Raw genomic sequence first — 15,435 nt, 5'->3', positions numbered from 1 at the left:
CCATTTACGTATAAGTCAATTGATTTAGTATTAATAACCACGACAGCCCAGATCGAGGAACACATTCGGTCTGGGCTGTTGTGGCCTAGGGTGTCCGAAACTGGCCTACCGTCAGTTGAAACCCATCGCCGATATGACGATGCAACCCCGATCACAACCGTCTCAACGACGAAAGGATAGGGATTATTTACATGAAACAAGCGCAACAACTCGAAGCAAAGAACAGCATGTCCATACGACAGGTATGGCAGAATAAGACGCTGCTGAAACAAGAAATTATCGCGGGGCTAACCGGATTCTTTGCCATCTCGTATATTATTATTGTGAACCCAGTGATCTTGAAAGATGCCGGTATTCCCACCGATCTCAGTGTATTTGCCACCATCATCAGTTCGGTCATCGGCTGTCTGATCATGGGCTTCTTCGCCAACGCACCGGTCATCTTAACGCCTGGTATGGGAGTTAACGCCTTCTTTACCTATACAATCTGTGCCACTATGGGGATGTCCTGGCAAGTCGCCGTGGCGATCTCAATCGTGGCCAGCGCGATTTACGCGGTGGTGGCCTTTACCAAGCTCAGCTCAGTGCTGGCGGAAGCAATTCCCGGCTCATTGAAAAGCGGTATTACTGCTGGAATAGGGATGTTTTTAGTCGAGATCGGCTTGGAAAAAGCTGGGCTGATCGTTGCTGGGAAGAATTCGCTGATTGTCTTGGGTAATTTAACCGCACCTGGCACGCTGTTAGCCATCTTTGGCCTGTTGTTAAGTGTGATTCTATATTTACGGCGAGTACCGGCTAGTTTTCTGATTGGCATCGTGGTCACCAGTGTTTTAGGTGTGGTATTGGGAATTCGTGACGAACAGAACATCAGCGTTCATTTATCACGGTTAGCCGACTATCATCAGATTTTACTGCACGGCGACTTTTCCCAGGCGTTAACGATTCCGTTTATTCTGGCTGCTTTCTCCATGACCATGATCCTCGTGTTTGAATCCATGGGGCTCTTGCAGGGAATCCTGCCAGATAACCGGAAATTCAAGCGGGCGTTTCAGGCTAGTTCCGTCACCGCCGTTATTTCCGGCATGCTGGGTACCAGCCCAACGGTGGCTGCTGCCGAGAGTGCTTCCGGAATCGAATCCGGTGGTCGGACGGGTGTGATGGCCATCACGGCGGGCATCTTATTCGCCATTTCCACGTTCTTTGTTCCCCTGTTGGCGTACGTCCCACAGGCAGCCATTGCGCCGGTGATCATCATTACCGGTGCCATCATGATGGAGGCCATTGGCTCAATTGATATGCATGATTTTGCCGCCTGGTTTCCGGCGTTTCTGATTATTGTGTTGATTCCGCTGACTAACAGTATTTCCACTGGTCTGGCATTCGGCTTCGTTTTCTACCCAATTTTACGATTGGCAAGTGGCGACGGCCGCAACGTCAGTCCAACCATGTACGTGTTGGGCGGTTTGTTTTTAATTGATTTGGTTTTAAGTGCTCTACTATAAAAAAGTTTAGTATGGAGGATATTTCATTATGACAATCAAAATTATCATGGACACTGACCCAGGTATCGACGATGCAGCTGCAATTACCATGGCCATCAATGATGACAACATCGATCTGAAGTTGATCACCACTGTTGCCGGAAACGTTACGGTGGATAAGACCACGAAGAACGCGCTTAAATTAGTCCGGTTCTTCAATTCTGACATTCCAGTGGCAGCCGGTGCTAAACAACCGCTGATCAAGCCGTTTGAAGATGCTGCTCGGATCCATGGTGAATCAGGGATGCCGGGATACGTTTTTCCAGACGACCTACCAAAGCCAATGGACAAGACGGCCGTTGAAGCTCTTCGCGATGCAATTATGGCTAATGACCAGATTACCTTAGTGCCAACTGGTTCATACACCAACATTGCCTTATTATTCTCAGAATATCCAGAAGTTAAGTCCCACATCGAACGAATCGTTGCTATGGGTGGAACATTGGGTTATGGTAACATGACCAGTGCTGCTGAATTTAACGTCTTCACTGACCCGCACGCTGCTCGGATCGTTTATAACTCAGGCGTGCCAATTGTCATGGTTGGTCTGGACATTACCATGAAGGCCTTACTAACGCCTGAAAGCCTTGAAAAGCTACCAACGTTGAACGAAACTGGTAAGATGCTGCATGATATCATCATTCATGATGGTGATAATTCAGACAAGGGTATCGCGATGCATGATGTGAACACCATCTTCTATCTGCTTCATCCAGAAGCCATCACCACTGAAAAGATGTGGGTCGATGTTCAGACTGAAGGTCCAGCAATGGGTGAAACGGTTGGTGACATTCGTGGTGCTTACCACAATGGCAAGACCAACACAGCCGTTTGTGTCGACATTGACGCTGCTGAATTCAACAAATGGTTCATTGAAGAAGTTTCACACATTTCAAAGTAATTAATTAGTTAACACGCTGTTTATACCACTATACAAATGGACCGCATCAAGCTGTAAGGGGCTTGGTGCGGTTTGTTTATTTGACTGAAAATTAGTGTTAGAAAATATGCTAAGAATCTTCTATGGCGGTTTCCAAAGATGGAAGATATCGAGTATAATTACATGGTGCGAAACTCGCTATGTTGGGTTGGAGCTTAGCGCTCCTCTTTCGCTTCACTCCAGGCGCTTTGGGGCTGGAACGCGGTGGCTCGCTCCGGAGCTAAGTTGCGGCTATTCGCCCCAACTGGATCTCCTCCGTCTCGCGTGAAACTAGGGAGTAGCCGGCGCTTCGCCACCGTCAACTCCTAAGTCTCACCGACACCGCTGAGCCCCAGCGCCTTCCGTTTCGCTGACATTCTGCTCAAACTACTTCACTAGATAGACTGATTTGCGTCAGCAACTTGAAAGTATTGTTGCCGATAGTGCTGTTAGTAAATGCAGTGGAGTGGGCGGGGCAAATCGTGGTGTCGGAGGTGTTAGCGAGCGTAGTTTGCTCGCTTACAGCTCCAGGTGACGGAGGAGATCCAGTTTGGCATGGCCAAACTTAGCTCCGGAGCACCTGCACTTCGAGTTGCCCCGCCCGCGGAACGGAATGAACACTTTAGTCATTTTGAATGAACTGATGTTTTGTCCCAAATCAGCAAGTAATAACCTACTTCAAGAGCTTGCGTACATACCATAATTAATGTAAAGTATACTAGAGCGTGAAACAATGTGTTTCACAGGATACTTTAGGAGATTTCAATGAATAATAGCCAATTTATAGCTGCACTAAAAGCTCAGGGAATCACGGTTTCCGAGGCGCAAATGCAACAGTTCGACCAGTACTTTAAGATTCTGGTCGACACCAATCAGCATCTTAATTTAACCACCATTACCGAGCGCAACGACGTTTATCTGAAGCATTTTTATGATTCAGTGACGTCCGCTTTTTATGTGCCCGAATTACGCACTGAAACACTGACCCTTTGTGACGTTGGTGCCGGTGCCGGGTTCCCGTCACTGCCACTGAAGATTTTGTTTCCAAAACTGCAGGTGACCATCGTTGATTCACTGAACAAGCGGATCAATTTCTTGAAGGATTTAATTGCCGATTTAGGCCTCGAAGGTGTTAGTGTGTACCATGCACGAGCCGAGGAGTTTGGCGGCAAACGGTCTGAACACCGGGAAGCTTACGATGTAGTCACTGCCCGCGCGGTGGCCCGGATGAGCGTTTTAAGCGAGCTGTGCCTGCCATTAGTGAAGCTGCACGGTCAATTTATTGCCTTGAAAGCACTGCAGACCGAAACGGAACTGGCCCATTCGCAGTCAGCCATTACTACTTTAGGCGGCAAGCTGCAGCTCGACCAGTCATTTACCCTGCCTGAGTCTGGGGACGAACGGCATATCGTGGTGATCGATAAGGTTAAACCAACACCTAAGCGTTACCCACGAAAGGCTGGCACGCCTAACAAGGAGCCACTCGGCGATTAGTTAGAAAGGGGGGACGATCGGATGGCGTTTTCGTTATTTGGTCACGATAAGAGTAACCAGCAGAATAATGAAAGTATCAAACAAAAAGTCGTGATGGTACCAGTTGACGCAATTGTGCCTAACCGGTTTCAGCCGCGGCACGTTTTTAACCAACGCGGTATTGACGAACTGGCGCAAACCATTGCCGACCACGGCTTACTTCAGCCAATCGTTTTACGGGAGTATGAAACGCACAAGTACGAAATTATTGCTGGGGAACGTCGCTACCGGGCAGTGAAATCACTGAAGTGGCGCGAAGTTCCCGCCATCATTCAATCGCTGTCGGATGATGAAACGGCTTCGCTGGCACTGATTGAAAACTTGCAGCGAGAAGGGCTGACCCCCATTGAGGAAGCTCAGGCCTATCGCTCGTTGATGAAATTAAATAAATTGACGCAAAGCCAATTAGCCAAGGATGTTGGTAAGAGCCAGTCATTTATCGCAAATAAATTGCGGTTATTGAAGCTGAGCGAACCCGTCCAAACGGCAATCATGAATGAAGAGATCAGTGAACGGCATGGCCGGGCGTTATTGGCGGTCACGGAAAAGCAGCAAGAAAAACTGTTGAAGCGGATCATTGCGGATCATTTGACCGTTCGAGATGCAGAACGGCTGATTCAGCAGCACCGTGCTAAGTCCAAGCCTAAGCCGACGATTCGTGCGGTTTCGGCGGATACGCGGGTCGCGGTGAATACCATTAAGCGGTCACTCAAGATGGTCAGCAATGCGGGCTTGAAAGTGAAAACCACAGAAGAAGATCACGCCGATAGCTATCGGATTACTATCGACATCATGAAAAAATCATAAGGGAGGAATGAAATTCGATGGCAGATATAATTGCGCTGGCAAACCAAAAGGGCGGTGTCGGCAAAACCACGACGGCAGTGAATTTAGGCGCTGGATTGGCCAATCTAGGGAACCACGTGCTGCTCGTTGATATCGATGCGCAGGGCAACGCAACCAGTGGAGTTGGCATTGCCAAGTCCTCCATCTCAAAAGACATTTACGACGTTTTGGTCAATGAAGAACCGATTGCTGATGTGATTTTACATACGAAACATCAAAATCTAGACATCGTGCCAGCAACCATTCAACTATCAGGCGCTGAAATTGAGCTAACGGCTCAAATTGCCCGGGAGACGCGGTTACTGGATGCAATCAAAGTGATTCAAGATCAGTATGATTTCATTTTAGTCGACTGCCCGCCATCACTTGGGCTACTGACGATCAATGCTTTTACCGCCAGCAACTCCATCTTGATTCCGGTTCAATCTGAATACTACGCGCTGGAAGGACTCAGCCAATTACTGAATACCATTCAGCTGGTTCGCAAACACTTTAATCCTAATCTGAAGATCGAAGGGGTTTTGCTGACCATGTACGATGCCCGAACTAATTTAGGCAAACAAGTCAATGAAGAAGTCAAAAAGTACTTTAAGGACAGAGTTTACGAGACGATTATTCCACGTAATGTCCGGTTATCCGAGGCACCCAGTCACGGATTACCAATTATGGATTATGACCCGAAGTCAACCGGTGCAAAAGTTTATTCGCAACTCGCAAAGGAAGTGGCAGCTGCTCATGGCAAGTAAAAATAACAAGGGGCTCGGACGCGGCATTGAAGCATTATTTGCGGATAATAGCGTTGACCCAGATGTAGAAACAGTGATTGATATCAAGCTCGACTCAATTCGGCCCAACCCGTATCAGCCACGGCAAAAATTTGACCAGGCAGCGCTGAAGGATCTGGCGCGGTCAATTAAGAAATCGGGCGTTTTTCAACCGATTATTGTCCGGCAGTCTGATCCAGAAGTTTCCCGTTACGAGCTTCTGGCTGGTGAACGGCGGGTGCGAGCTTCTAAACTGGCTGGCAACGATACGATTCCAGCAATCGTCCGGGAAGTCACCGAACCTCAGATGATGGAGATTGCCGTGATGGAAAATTTACAGCGTGAAGATCTGACACCGCTAGAAGAAGCGGAAGCCTACGAAATGCTGATGAGCAACTTAAATCTGACGCAGGCGCAGGTTTCCAGTCGCTTAGGCAAGAGTCGACCATACATCGCCAACTATTTACGGTTACTTGGTTTACCTAAACAGGTCAAAGAACTGTTGCAAAAAAAGCGGTTGTCCATGGGCCAGGCCAGAACGCTGCTGTCATTAAAAGACCGCACGCAAATGGTCAGTTTGGCGAACCGCGCGGCTGATGGTAAAATGACCGTACGTGCTTTGGAAGGCGTCGTGAACAAGATGAACGGTCAGGCGGCCGCTAAGCCGAAGAAGCGTATCAAGCAGAAGTCACCGTACTTACGTGCCGGCGAAAACGTTCTCCAAGAGAAATTTGGCACGCAGGTAACGATCAATGAAGCTAAAGATGCCGGTCAGGGTAAAATTGAAATCGAGTATCTGTCAGATGACGATTTGAGTCGAATTCTAGATATTCTCGATGTTCATTTAGACTAGGGGTGAGACGATGTACGATTTAGGTGATTTAGTTGAAATGAAAAAGCCGCACCCATGTGGCGTTAACCGCTGGGAGATCATCCGAATGGGCGCCGATATTAAGATCAAGTGTACCGGCTGCGGCCACATCGTGATGCTGAGCCGTCGCGAGTTTGAAAAGAAGTTGAAAAAGGTTTTAGAAAAGAAATCACAAACTGACTAAAAAAAGGAAGAGTGAAACTTTACTATGTCATTAACAGCAGGAATTGTCGGCTTACCAAACGTTGGTAAGTCAACCTTATTTAACGCGATTACCAAAGCAGGCGCCGAGATGGCCAACTATCCATTTGCCACCATCGACCCCAACGTCGGGATGGTTGAAGTTCCCGATTCACGGCTAGACCGGATTCAGGAACTGATCCCAGCTAAAAAAGTTGTGCCAACCACCTTTGAATTTACCGATATTGCCGGGATCGTTAAGGGTGCCAGTAAGGGTGAAGGATTAGGTAACAAGTTCTTGGAAAACATTCGTCAGGTGGATGCCATCGTGCACGTTGTCCGGGCATTTGACGACGATAACATTACCCACGTTGCGGGTAAGATCGACCCAATCGATGATATCGAAACCATTAATTTGGAATTAGGTCTGTCTGATTTGGAAGCCGTTGATAAGCGTTTGGGTAAGGTTCAACGGGCTGCTAAGGGCAGTGACAAGGCAGCGAAGGCTGAACTAGCTGTTTTGAACCGCATCAAACCAGTGCTGGAAGCCGGCAAGAGTGTCCGGACGATGGACTTCGATGAAGATGAAACGCCAATCGTGAAGGGCTTATTCCTGCTGACCAGCAAGCCAGTGCTTTACGTGGCCAACATTGCTGAAGATGATATGGCTGACCCTGAAAATTCGAAGTACTTCAAGTCGATTCAGGATTACGCTGCTAAGGAAGGCGCTGAAGCGATTGCTGTTGCTGCTGAACCTGAAGAAGAGATCGCTGAATTAGACGATGACGAAAAGGCGGACTTCCTGGAAGCTGAAGGCGTTAAGGAACCCGGCTTGAACCGGTTGATCCGGGCCTCATACAAGCTGTTAGGCCTAGAAACCTTCTTCACGGCTGGTGGTAAGGAAACCAAAGCCTGGACCTTCAGAAAGGGTACCAAGGCACCACAAGCGGCCGGAATCATTCACTCAGACTTCGAACGTGGGTTTATTCGAGCAGAAGTAATGGCATTTGATGATCTGGATAAGTTAAAGACGGAAAACGCCGTTAAGGATGCTGGTAAGCTGCGGGTTGAAGGTAAAGATTATGTGATGCAAGATGGGGATATTGTGGAGTTTAGGTTTAATGTTTAGAGTGCGGAAGCAAGCGGGAGAGAGTGGAGTATAAGGCACTAAGACCAAAAACCCCGAACTTGGGTTTATGGGCTTAGTGACTTATATGCAACTCTCTGCTTGCTGGAGCACGTTTCGGCTATGTAGCAGAGAGGAAGGCATACACCTAACTCCTTACCTGCCGAATCAACGGAAAAAATCCCCAAAAAAACGGTAAAAAAGGAGACCCAAATTGACCGAAAATGAAAAGCGCAACGCCGGTGCTCAGCAGCGTAATCGTAACGCTGCCGTTCACCAGGATCGTAACAGCGCAGTCAAAAATGAGCGGGCCGCTTTCGATAATATTGGTTTGACTAAGCGGAATGCAGAATATATGTTTCGCTTTAATCAGGCCTTGCAAGCGACTAAGCTAAGTCCCGAAAAAAAAGCTGAGAATGTTAAAAAAATTACGACTGAACTTTTAGAAGGACAGAAGACGGGGAAAACTGCCCGTAATTTGTACGGCAATGATGTTAATGCCCACGTTAAAGAAATCGTTGAAGGACCAGTCCGGCCAGCCGGTGCAATGGATCCTTATTGGCCCAGCGTGCTGTATAACGGCCTGAACTTCTTCACGATTTTCAGTATTATGTTTGGAATCATGTTTCTCATTTCACCGGCTTCACAAAAGTCTGGTCAATCCGTGGGCTTAATTTCAATTATTTTGTCTTCGGTTATTGCTGGCTTTGCGTTGCCGATGGTACCGCGGCTATTCGATTCAAAGCGCGAACACCGTTATGCGCTTTGGCTGCGAATTATCGGTGCCTTAATCTTCTTGGTCTTTTGGCTGTTACTGTTCACCTTTACGTCAGCCTTACCAAGCTATTTGAACCCAGCATTAAATGCATGGGTCATGATCGCGCTTGGTATTCTAGGCGCTGGGGCTTCGATCTTGGTCAAACGGCAATATAAGCTAACACAAGGATTCTTCGGGAGTACCCCGCAAAATCGTAGACGTTAATGCGTCAATAAAATGGTCTGATATTCAGCCAGTGATGACTGAACAGCAGACCATTTTTGTAATCGTATTGAACGTCCCGAACAAATCTGGGACAAGTCAATAAATTGTTCCCAATTTGTTTAAAAGACAAGGCTAGAATGCGCATTTTAGAGCGAGTTTGATGAAAATTCGAACTAAAAGCTTACAAGTTGATGAGAATCCTTGCATTTTCTGAAAGTCGCTGGTATATTACCAAACAATACTAAAAAAATAATCAAGGGAGCGTTCATTTCAATGACTACTAATTGGGATACAAAGTTTGCAAAACAAGGGATTACTTTTGATGACGTGTTACTCATACCCGCAGCAAGTCACGTGCTGCCAAATGACGTAGATTTAAGGGTCCAGTTAGCTGATAATTTGAAATTAAACGTACCGTTCCTCAGTGCCAGCATGGACACTGTTACCGAATCTAAGATGGCAATCGCCATGGCCAACAATGGTGGTCTGGGTGTCATCCACAAGAATATGTCTAAAGAAGCCCAAGCCGGTGAAGTGGCTAAGGTTAAGGCAGTCACCAGCGATAAGTTCGGCAAGCACGCCGCCGTCGACGATCAAGGCCGGCTGTTAGTCGCTGCCGCTGTTGGGGTCACTTCAGATACCTTTGAGCGGGCTGAAGGTTTACTGGCCGCAGGTGCCGATGCAATTATTATTGATACTGCGCATGGCCATTCAGCCGGTGTTCTGCGCAAAGTCGCTCAGATTCGTGATCACTTTCCAGACGCCACTTTGATTGCCGGTAACGTTGCCACTGGTTCAGGGACTCGCGCGTTGTTTGAAGCCGGCGTTGACGTGGTTAAAGTGGGTATCGGCCCCGGTTCTATCTGTACTACGCGAGTCGTTGCCGGTGTTGGTGTTCCTCAACTGACAGCCATTTACGACGCCGCAGAAGTAGCTCAAGAATTCCACAAGCCAATCATTGCTGATGGCGGGATCAAGTACTCAGGCGATATCGTAAAAGCTTTGGCAGCCGGTGGTAACGCCGTCATGCTTGGTTCAATGCTTTCAGGGACTGATGAAGCTCCTGGCGAAGTCTTTGAAGATAACGGCAAGAAGTTCAAGTCATACCGTGGCATGGGTTCCTTAGCAGCCATGGAACACGGTTCAGCTGACCGTTACTTCCAAGGCGGCGTGAACGAAGCCAACAAGCTGGTGCCAGAAGGAATCGAAGCCCGCGTTGAATACAAGGGCAGCGTCGATGACATCATCTTCCAAATGGTCGGCGGTCTGCGTTCCGGCATGGGCTATACGGGCTGTGCCACCGTTCAAGATCTGATCAACGATGCCCAGTTCGTGCGTATCTCTAACGCTGGGTTAGTTGAATCACATCCGCACGATGTCCAATTAACCAAGGCAGCACCTAACTACAAATAAATAATGGCACGCTGATTATCAATCAGTTTTAAAGCCTTCAGAAGTCCTAGAGCGGTCATCAACAAGACGACTCTAAGGCTTCTTTTGTTTTATGGGCAGTTTGCGGTAATATTTAATGAGAACCTTAAGTTAATGGATTAATAATGAATGATGAGAAATCTTTTGGTAAGATAGACCTAAGCAAACGGGGTAATGGAACCACGCCCACGGATTGCTCACAAGATAATAGCATATAGGCTATTGCACACGCTTAACGAGTAACGATAAGGAGAACTTAAAACCATGAAAATTTTAGTTGTTGATGACGACAAAGAAATTGCGCAATTACTGGAAATCTACATTAAAAATGAAGGCTACGAACCCATTTCAGCATATAATGGGAAAGAAGCACTGACTAAGCTTCATACCACACCTGATATTGGTCTGATGATCCTCGATATTATGATGCCGGAAATGAGCGGGATCGAAGTCATTAAGGAAGTTCGGAAAGACTCTGAACTGCCGATCTTGATCTTATCAGCCAAAACGGATGATATGGATAAGATTCAAGGCTTAGTCAGTGGCGGTGATGACTATGTCACCAAGCCGTTTAACCCACTGGAAGTCATGGCTCGGGTCAAATCGCTGTTACGGCGGGCATCCGATCACGTGACCGATGAAAAGCCGGACGTCTTAGATATTGGCTCATTAACGATCAATAAGGATTCCCACGAAGTAAAGACATTGTCTGGTAAGTTAGTGAATCTGACTGCGCTGGAATTTGGCATTCTTTACCTACTAGCCAGTCATCCGAACCGGGTCTTTTCAGCTGATGAGATCTTCGAACGGGTCTGGCGGCAGGAATCCATCGTTTCAGCCAAAACGGTGATGGTCCACGTTTCTCATTTACGAGACAAGATTGAAGAAGCTACTGGTGGCGAGAAGGTCATTCAAACGGTTTGGGGTGTTGGTTACAAGATTGAAACACATTAGGGATAATATGAATACAGATAGTAAGGGCATGAAACTGACAGCAAGAGAAAAAAGTGCGCTGATCATGGAAGGTATCGTGACAGTCATCCTTTTACTGTTGCTTGATCTTTCAGTCATTGTCTTATTAAATGAAATGATTCAGACCAATCCCGGGCTGCAAGATGGGATCTTCATTATTAAGCGCTCGGTCTTTATTGGACCGCAGCACTATCAGCTTTGGAGCTGGGAGAACATTTTTATTGTGCTGATGCTGCTGTTCGATGCTGGTGTGGTTTACTGGCGGCTGATTCGGCGGTACCACCAGATGCAGTTGCGCCACATTATTGGCGAACTGCACTATATTGCTAACGGTCATTTTGACCACCGAATTCCCTTTACGATCAAGGGGGACACGCAGCGGGTCATCACATCGGTGAACGCCTTGGTCGATTCCGTCATCGCTTCAATGGATGAAGAACGCAAGATCGAAAAATCTAAGGATGAACTGATCACCAACGTCAGCCACGATCTGCGAACGCCTTTGACCTCGATCATTGGTTATCTCGGGCTGGTAGAAGACCGGCAGTATCATTCAGAAGATGAACTGTTAAAGTACACTGGTACGGCGTTTAATAAGGCCAAACAGATGAAGTCCCTAGTGGATGATCTGTTTACCTACACTAAAATGCGTGCTGATACGCCCTTGTCCCTAGCAACGTTAGATGTCGGTCAAATGCTGGAACAGCTGGCCGCTAGCTTTGAGTTAGAGGCCAGTGAAAAGGGGATGGCCATTGATATTGACGTGCCTGATAAACCGATTCGCATTGAAGCAGACGGCGAAAAGCTGGGCCGAGTCTTCAATAATCTGATTACCAACGCTTTAAAATACGGTGAAGGCGGCAAGCACATTAATCTGCGTGCCAAACAGCCGGACGATAAAGAAGTGGTAGTCAGCGTTGAAAATGACGGTAAGAAAATTCCGGAAGCTTCGCTGTCACAAGTCTTCGAACGCTTCTACCGGGTTGAAGGCTCCCGTTCTAAGGCAACGGGCGGCACCGGACTCGGGTTAGCCATCGCTCAAAGTATCGTTAAGCGCCACGGCGGATACATTTACGTGACCTCAACTGATGACTGGACCCGGTTTGTGATCCATTTACCGATCAAAAATGGGATTCAATTAAAGGATGAACATGAAAAATAAATCTGTGGAGGAATTATGTTATTAGCTAAAACGCTTAAAAATAGCCTACGAATGGGGTTATTTTTTTGTCTATTTATAGTGACGTTAATGACTGGCGGGTTGTCTGCTAAGGCGGCTGCACCAGCGTTACAAGTTAAGTCGGCAATTGCAATTGACGCGCAAACGGGCCAGATTCTATATCAAAAAAACGACCAGCAGAAACTACCGATCGCGTCCGTGACCAAATTACTGTCGATTTATATCGTGTTAGAAAACATTAAGTCAGGTCGGTTGCATTGGAATCAGCAAGTCGCAATCAGCCCAGAAATCGCGAAAATGAGTCGGGATCCTAAATTGACAAACGTGCCGTTGAGTGCCAACAAAACATATACTGTTCGAGAACTCTACCAGGCGGCTTTGATCACTTCGGCTAACGCGGCGGTTTCAGCGCTGGGTAACGCGGTTTCCGGCAGTCCCCATCAGTTTATCAACAAGATGCGTTCAACTGCCCAGCAGCTGCATTTAAACAGCGCCCATATCGTAACGGCTTCGGGAATTACGAACGGTCAGGCAGGTCAGCTCGGCTATTCATCCGTGGCAAAAAACGATGAAAACACGATGTCAGCTAGTGATGTCGCGCGGTTATCCCAGCTGCTATTAAAACAGTATCCCGAGATCCTGCAGACGACCAGTCAGTCTAAAGCCTGGTTTAATAAGGGTGGCCATGACCAGACACTGATGAATACCTGGAATATGATGCTCAAAGGTGAGAATCAGTATGATCCGGCCTTGCCAGTAGACGGGCTGAAAACGGGGACGTCTGCTGCAGCCGGCGGGAACTTTGTGGGCACCGTTAAGCGCAGCAATGGTGACCGAATCGTTACCGTTGTGATGCATGCACGCAATCAAAAGACCGGTGATCCAGCCCGGTTTATCCAGACACGACGATTGATGAACTGGGTCTATGCCAGCTATCAGCCGGTGAATTTAACGGCGCAGACCTTCCAGTTGAGTAATGTTAAAGTTCCAATGGGAAAGAGTGTCACCGCTGAAGCCACGGTGGCGAAACCCACCACGGTCTGGATCGGCCGGCAGCAAAACCGGAATCAGTTCCAGTCGAGGGTCCTGATTGCCAAAAATCACCGGGAAGAAAACGGCTTAAAAGCACCGGTAGCCGCTAACACCACGGTTGGGCAAGTGCAGTTATCCTTAGCCGGAAAACCGATTTCACAAGTTGACCAGACAGGGACTTTAAAACTGCCAATTAAAACGATAAATAATATAAATCGAGCAAATTGGCTAGTTCGTACTTGGCGACATTTCTTATCGCTATTTTAAGCTAATTAGGTAATAATATGTAAATTACGAATGATTTAAAATGGCTAGATAATAGTATTCGTTATTAGACGTTAAGCGTCATAACCAAATCAAAAGATACCGCTTTCTTGACAAGTTAACTTGTGAAAACAACGTAGGAAAACAGAATAAAACATGTTAAAATGTCCTTGTATTGTGTAATTGTCGATTTATAGAGCGGATGCATGATTTTGATGGGGAGCCTTTTGCATAGCCTAATTTTTCTGACCAAAACGTGCGCCAGCAGACGGGAAACGGCCATTAGCGGCTGTTCCCTAATCGTCTGCCCCGCCACTCTACCTTTTATGGAGGCATCATTCTTGACAAAACTAGTGCCAGACCCAAATGAGCCTAAATGGCGTTCGACGTTAAAAGTGGCAATGCCATTGAACTTAAGTTACATTCCGATCGGATTGGCCTGTGGTGTACTTTTGCACGCTGCTGGCTTTAACACGATCCTAAATGGGCTTGTGTCAATTTTTATTTTCTCAGGTGGTGCGCAATTTATGATTGCGTCCATGCTGACGATTAATGCACCAATGCTGTCTATCGTGCTGATGCTGTTCTTCTTGGAATTGCGTTATGCACTGTTTGGATCAAGTTTATCGAAATACCTAATCGGGACATCGGAACGCTTCAAACTAATTTTTTCAGTGTCGATGAACGATGAAAACTACGCGGTGAACTATTTAAAGTTTGCTACCGATAAGAAATGGACGCCCCGAGAAGCGTTGATGGTCGAACATTATTCATTGCTGTTCTGGACCGTTAGTAACCTAGTGGGGAGTTTAATCGGCAGTGCGTTAAAGATTGATTTAACCGTTGTTCACTTTGCTTTAACGGCGCTGTTCCTTTACATGATCATCATGCAAGTCAAGAACCGACTGACCATTTTGGTTGGTCTGATTGCAGCGGCCTTGGCAGTCTTCTTCCTAGTACTGACAAAGAGTACTTTAGGATTAGTGATCTCAACGTTGATTTCATCATTTATTGGTTTTGCCTTAGAGCATTACTTGCGTAAGAAGAAACCGAACAGCCGGTTCCTGTATAAAGTAAGCAGCCCTGGCAGTAAAGAAGCAGCAGTTGAAGAGTCGGACGAGAATTAATTAAGTAGGGGACAGATATGGCAGCAGTAAATCACTGGGATACAGCGCAACATCTCTTGTTAGTTATTTTAGGGTTCTTTGTGGCCTTCGCACCACGTTACCTGCCCATTAAAATTTTTACCCAGCGTAAAATTCCGGAATGGTTCAACGAATGGATGAAGTTCATACCAGTCTCACTGTTTACAGCGCTGGTCGTGAAAGATGTTTTGGTGAGTCCAACCTATCAATTCGACGTTGTTCATCACGTACCGGAACTCATCGCTTCAGTGATCGTTGGCTTGATTGCTTATTTCACGCGGTCCATGGCACTTTCAGTGGTTGTGGGGCTGGCAAGTGTGTTCATACTGGCGGTCGTGTTGTGATTGCTATCACGGCTTGAATTTAAACTTGAAATTATGTTTTTAAATATTTAATTTAGATGAAAAGCAGCTCGAACGTTGGTCTAATGTGACCGTGTTCAAGCTGCTTTTTTGGTTCCTTTAGTTTATATAGCCGAAACTGGTTCAAGTGGGCAGGTAAGCACACTATAACCGGACGTATTGAAACACAAAACGGACTTCCTCATATTTGAGTTAGTCCGTTTTTGTATTTCATTCAGTTACTAATTGCTGATCAGGTTCATAATTCCACGGTAAACAAGCCTCCAATTGCGCTTCTTTTGGGAAAG

At 46.8% G+C, this 15,435-nt stretch carries 15 protein-coding genes; all 15 read left to right on the top strand.

Translation table 11 applies throughout. The annotated features are described in order from the left end of the window. Positions 1–191 precede the first annotated feature (191 nt). The 15 genes from FFM73_RS08230 to FFM73_RS08160 all read left to right on the top strand — a co-directional run bounded on the left by FFM73_RS08230 (position 192) and on the right by FFM73_RS08160 (position 15,130). Entirely contained in the window at positions 192–1,502 is a 1,311-nt protein-coding gene (locus tag FFM73_RS08230; protein WP_137631292.1) for an NCS2 family permease, read from the top strand. A 28-nt stretch (positions 1,503–1,530) separates the two neighbouring features. Next, positions 1,531–2,442, top strand: a complete 912-nt coding sequence (gene rihC / locus FFM73_RS08225) for a ribonucleoside hydrolase RihC (RefSeq protein WP_137631291.1) — start codon at positions 1,531–1,533, stop codon at positions 2,440–2,442. 783 nt (positions 2,443–3,225) lie between these two features. Further along, positions 3,226–3,954: a 16S rRNA (guanine(527)-N(7))-methyltransferase RsmG gene (gene rsmG / locus FFM73_RS08220; RefSeq protein WP_137631290.1), complete on the top strand. Its 729-nt coding sequence runs from the start codon at positions 3,226–3,228 to the stop codon at positions 3,952–3,954. Positions 3,955–3,975: 21 nt separating this feature from the next. Then, positions 3,976–4,800 carry a nucleoid occlusion protein gene (gene noc / locus FFM73_RS08215; protein ID WP_137631289.1) on the top strand — a complete coding sequence of 275 codons (825 nt, stop codon included), beginning with the start codon at positions 3,976–3,978 and terminating at the stop codon, positions 4,798–4,800. Between the two features lie 17 nt (positions 4,801–4,817). Then, positions 4,818–5,585 (top strand): ParA family protein, encoded by a 768-nt coding sequence (locus FFM73_RS08210; RefSeq protein WP_137631288.1) that lies wholly within the window; start codon positions 4,818–4,820, stop codon positions 5,583–5,585. Continuing rightward, positions 5,575–6,456 carry a ParB/RepB/Spo0J family partition protein gene (locus FFM73_RS08205; protein ID WP_137631287.1) on the top strand — a complete coding sequence of 294 codons (882 nt, stop codon included), beginning with the start codon at positions 5,575–5,577 and terminating at the stop codon, positions 6,454–6,456. The genes FFM73_RS08210 and FFM73_RS08205 overlap by 11 nt, the downstream gene beginning before the upstream one ends. Positions 6,457–6,466: 10 nt before the next feature. Further along, positions 6,467–6,658 carry a DUF951 domain-containing protein gene (locus FFM73_RS08200; protein WP_054654901.1) on the top strand — a complete coding sequence of 64 codons (192 nt, stop codon included), beginning with the start codon at positions 6,467–6,469 and terminating at the stop codon, positions 6,656–6,658. 24 nt (positions 6,659–6,682) lie between these two features. Next, positions 6,683–7,783 carry a redox-regulated ATPase YchF gene (gene ychF, locus FFM73_RS08195; RefSeq protein WP_137631286.1) on the top strand — a complete coding sequence of 367 codons (1,101 nt, stop codon included), beginning with the start codon at positions 6,683–6,685 and terminating at the stop codon, positions 7,781–7,783. Between the two features lie 211 nt (positions 7,784–7,994). Next, complete coding sequence (locus tag FFM73_RS08190; protein WP_137631285.1) at positions 7,995–8,762, top strand: DUF1129 family protein; 768 nt, start codon at positions 7,995–7,997, stop codon at positions 8,760–8,762. Positions 8,763–9,035: 273 nt separating this feature from the next. Further along, positions 9,036–10,175, top strand: a complete 1,140-nt coding sequence (gene guaB / locus FFM73_RS08185) for an IMP dehydrogenase (protein WP_137631284.1) — start codon at positions 9,036–9,038, stop codon at positions 10,173–10,175. Positions 10,176–10,457: 282 nt separating this feature from the next. Next, a complete protein-coding gene (croR, locus tag FFM73_RS08180) occupies positions 10,458–11,147 on the top strand; it encodes a response regulator transcription factor CroR (RefSeq protein ID WP_137631283.1) in 690 nt (229 codons plus the stop codon). A 28-nt stretch (positions 11,148–11,175) separates the two neighbouring features. Further along, a complete protein-coding gene (locus FFM73_RS08175) occupies positions 11,176–12,327 on the top strand; it encodes a sensor histidine kinase (protein ID WP_137631302.1) in 1,152 nt (383 codons plus the stop codon). Between the two features lie 15 nt (positions 12,328–12,342). After that, positions 12,343–13,644: a D-alanyl-D-alanine carboxypeptidase family protein gene (locus FFM73_RS08170; protein ID WP_137631282.1), complete on the top strand. Its 1,302-nt coding sequence runs from the start codon at positions 12,343–12,345 to the stop codon at positions 13,642–13,644. 323 nt (positions 13,645–13,967) lie between these two features. Then, positions 13,968–14,768, top strand: a complete 801-nt coding sequence (locus tag FFM73_RS08165; protein WP_137631301.1) for an AzlC family ABC transporter permease — start codon at positions 13,968–13,970, stop codon at positions 14,766–14,768. Between the two features lie 17 nt (positions 14,769–14,785). Beyond that, positions 14,786–15,130: an AzlD domain-containing protein gene (locus FFM73_RS08160; RefSeq protein WP_137631281.1), complete on the top strand. Its 345-nt coding sequence runs from the start codon at positions 14,786–14,788 to the stop codon at positions 15,128–15,130. The last annotated feature ends 305 nt before the right edge of the window (positions 15,131–15,435 follow it).

Source organism: Secundilactobacillus hailunensis (assembly GCF_005405185.1).
Classification (GTDB): domain Bacteria; phylum Bacillota; class Bacilli; order Lactobacillales; family Lactobacillaceae; genus Secundilactobacillus; species Secundilactobacillus hailunensis.
The sequence above is the reverse complement of the archived record's forward strand: the minus strand, read 5'-3'. Positions and strand labels throughout refer to the sequence as shown.

Excerpts from the sequence above, each read along its gene's own strand:
- FFM73_RS08230 (WP_137631292.1), top strand. The coding sequence starts at position 192 with ATGAAACAAGCGCAACAACTCGAAGCAAAGAACAGCATGTCCATACGA.
- rihC (WP_137631291.1), top strand. The coding sequence starts at position 1,531 with ATGACAATCAAAATTATCATGGACACTGACCCAGGTATCGACGATGCA.
- rsmG (WP_137631290.1), top strand. The coding sequence starts at position 3,226 with ATGAATAATAGCCAATTTATAGCTGCACTAAAAGCTCAGGGAATCACG.
- noc (WP_137631289.1), top strand. The coding sequence starts at position 3,976 with ATGGCGTTTTCGTTATTTGGTCACGATAAGAGTAACCAGCAGAATAAT.
- FFM73_RS08210 (WP_137631288.1), top strand. The coding sequence starts at position 4,818 with ATGGCAGATATAATTGCGCTGGCAAACCAAAAGGGCGGTGTCGGCAAA.
- FFM73_RS08205 (WP_137631287.1), top strand. The coding sequence starts at position 5,575 with ATGGCAAGTAAAAATAACAAGGGGCTCGGACGCGGCATTGAAGCATTA.
- FFM73_RS08200 (WP_054654901.1), top strand. The coding sequence starts at position 6,467 with ATGTACGATTTAGGTGATTTAGTTGAAATGAAAAAGCCGCACCCATGT.
- ychF (WP_137631286.1), top strand. The coding sequence starts at position 6,683 with ATGTCATTAACAGCAGGAATTGTCGGCTTACCAAACGTTGGTAAGTCA.
- guaB (WP_137631284.1), top strand. The coding sequence starts at position 9,036 with ATGACTACTAATTGGGATACAAAGTTTGCAAAACAAGGGATTACTTTT.
- croR (WP_137631283.1), top strand. The coding sequence starts at position 10,458 with ATGAAAATTTTAGTTGTTGATGACGACAAAGAAATTGCGCAATTACTG.
- FFM73_RS08175 (WP_137631302.1), top strand. The coding sequence starts at position 11,176 with ATGAAACTGACAGCAAGAGAAAAAAGTGCGCTGATCATGGAAGGTATC.
- FFM73_RS08170 (WP_137631282.1), top strand. The coding sequence starts at position 12,343 with ATGTTATTAGCTAAAACGCTTAAAAATAGCCTACGAATGGGGTTATTT.
- FFM73_RS08165 (WP_137631301.1), top strand. The coding sequence starts at position 13,968 with ATGGAGGCATCATTCTTGACAAAACTAGTGCCAGACCCAAATGAGCCT.
- FFM73_RS08160 (WP_137631281.1), top strand. The coding sequence starts at position 14,786 with ATGGCAGCAGTAAATCACTGGGATACAGCGCAACATCTCTTGTTAGTT.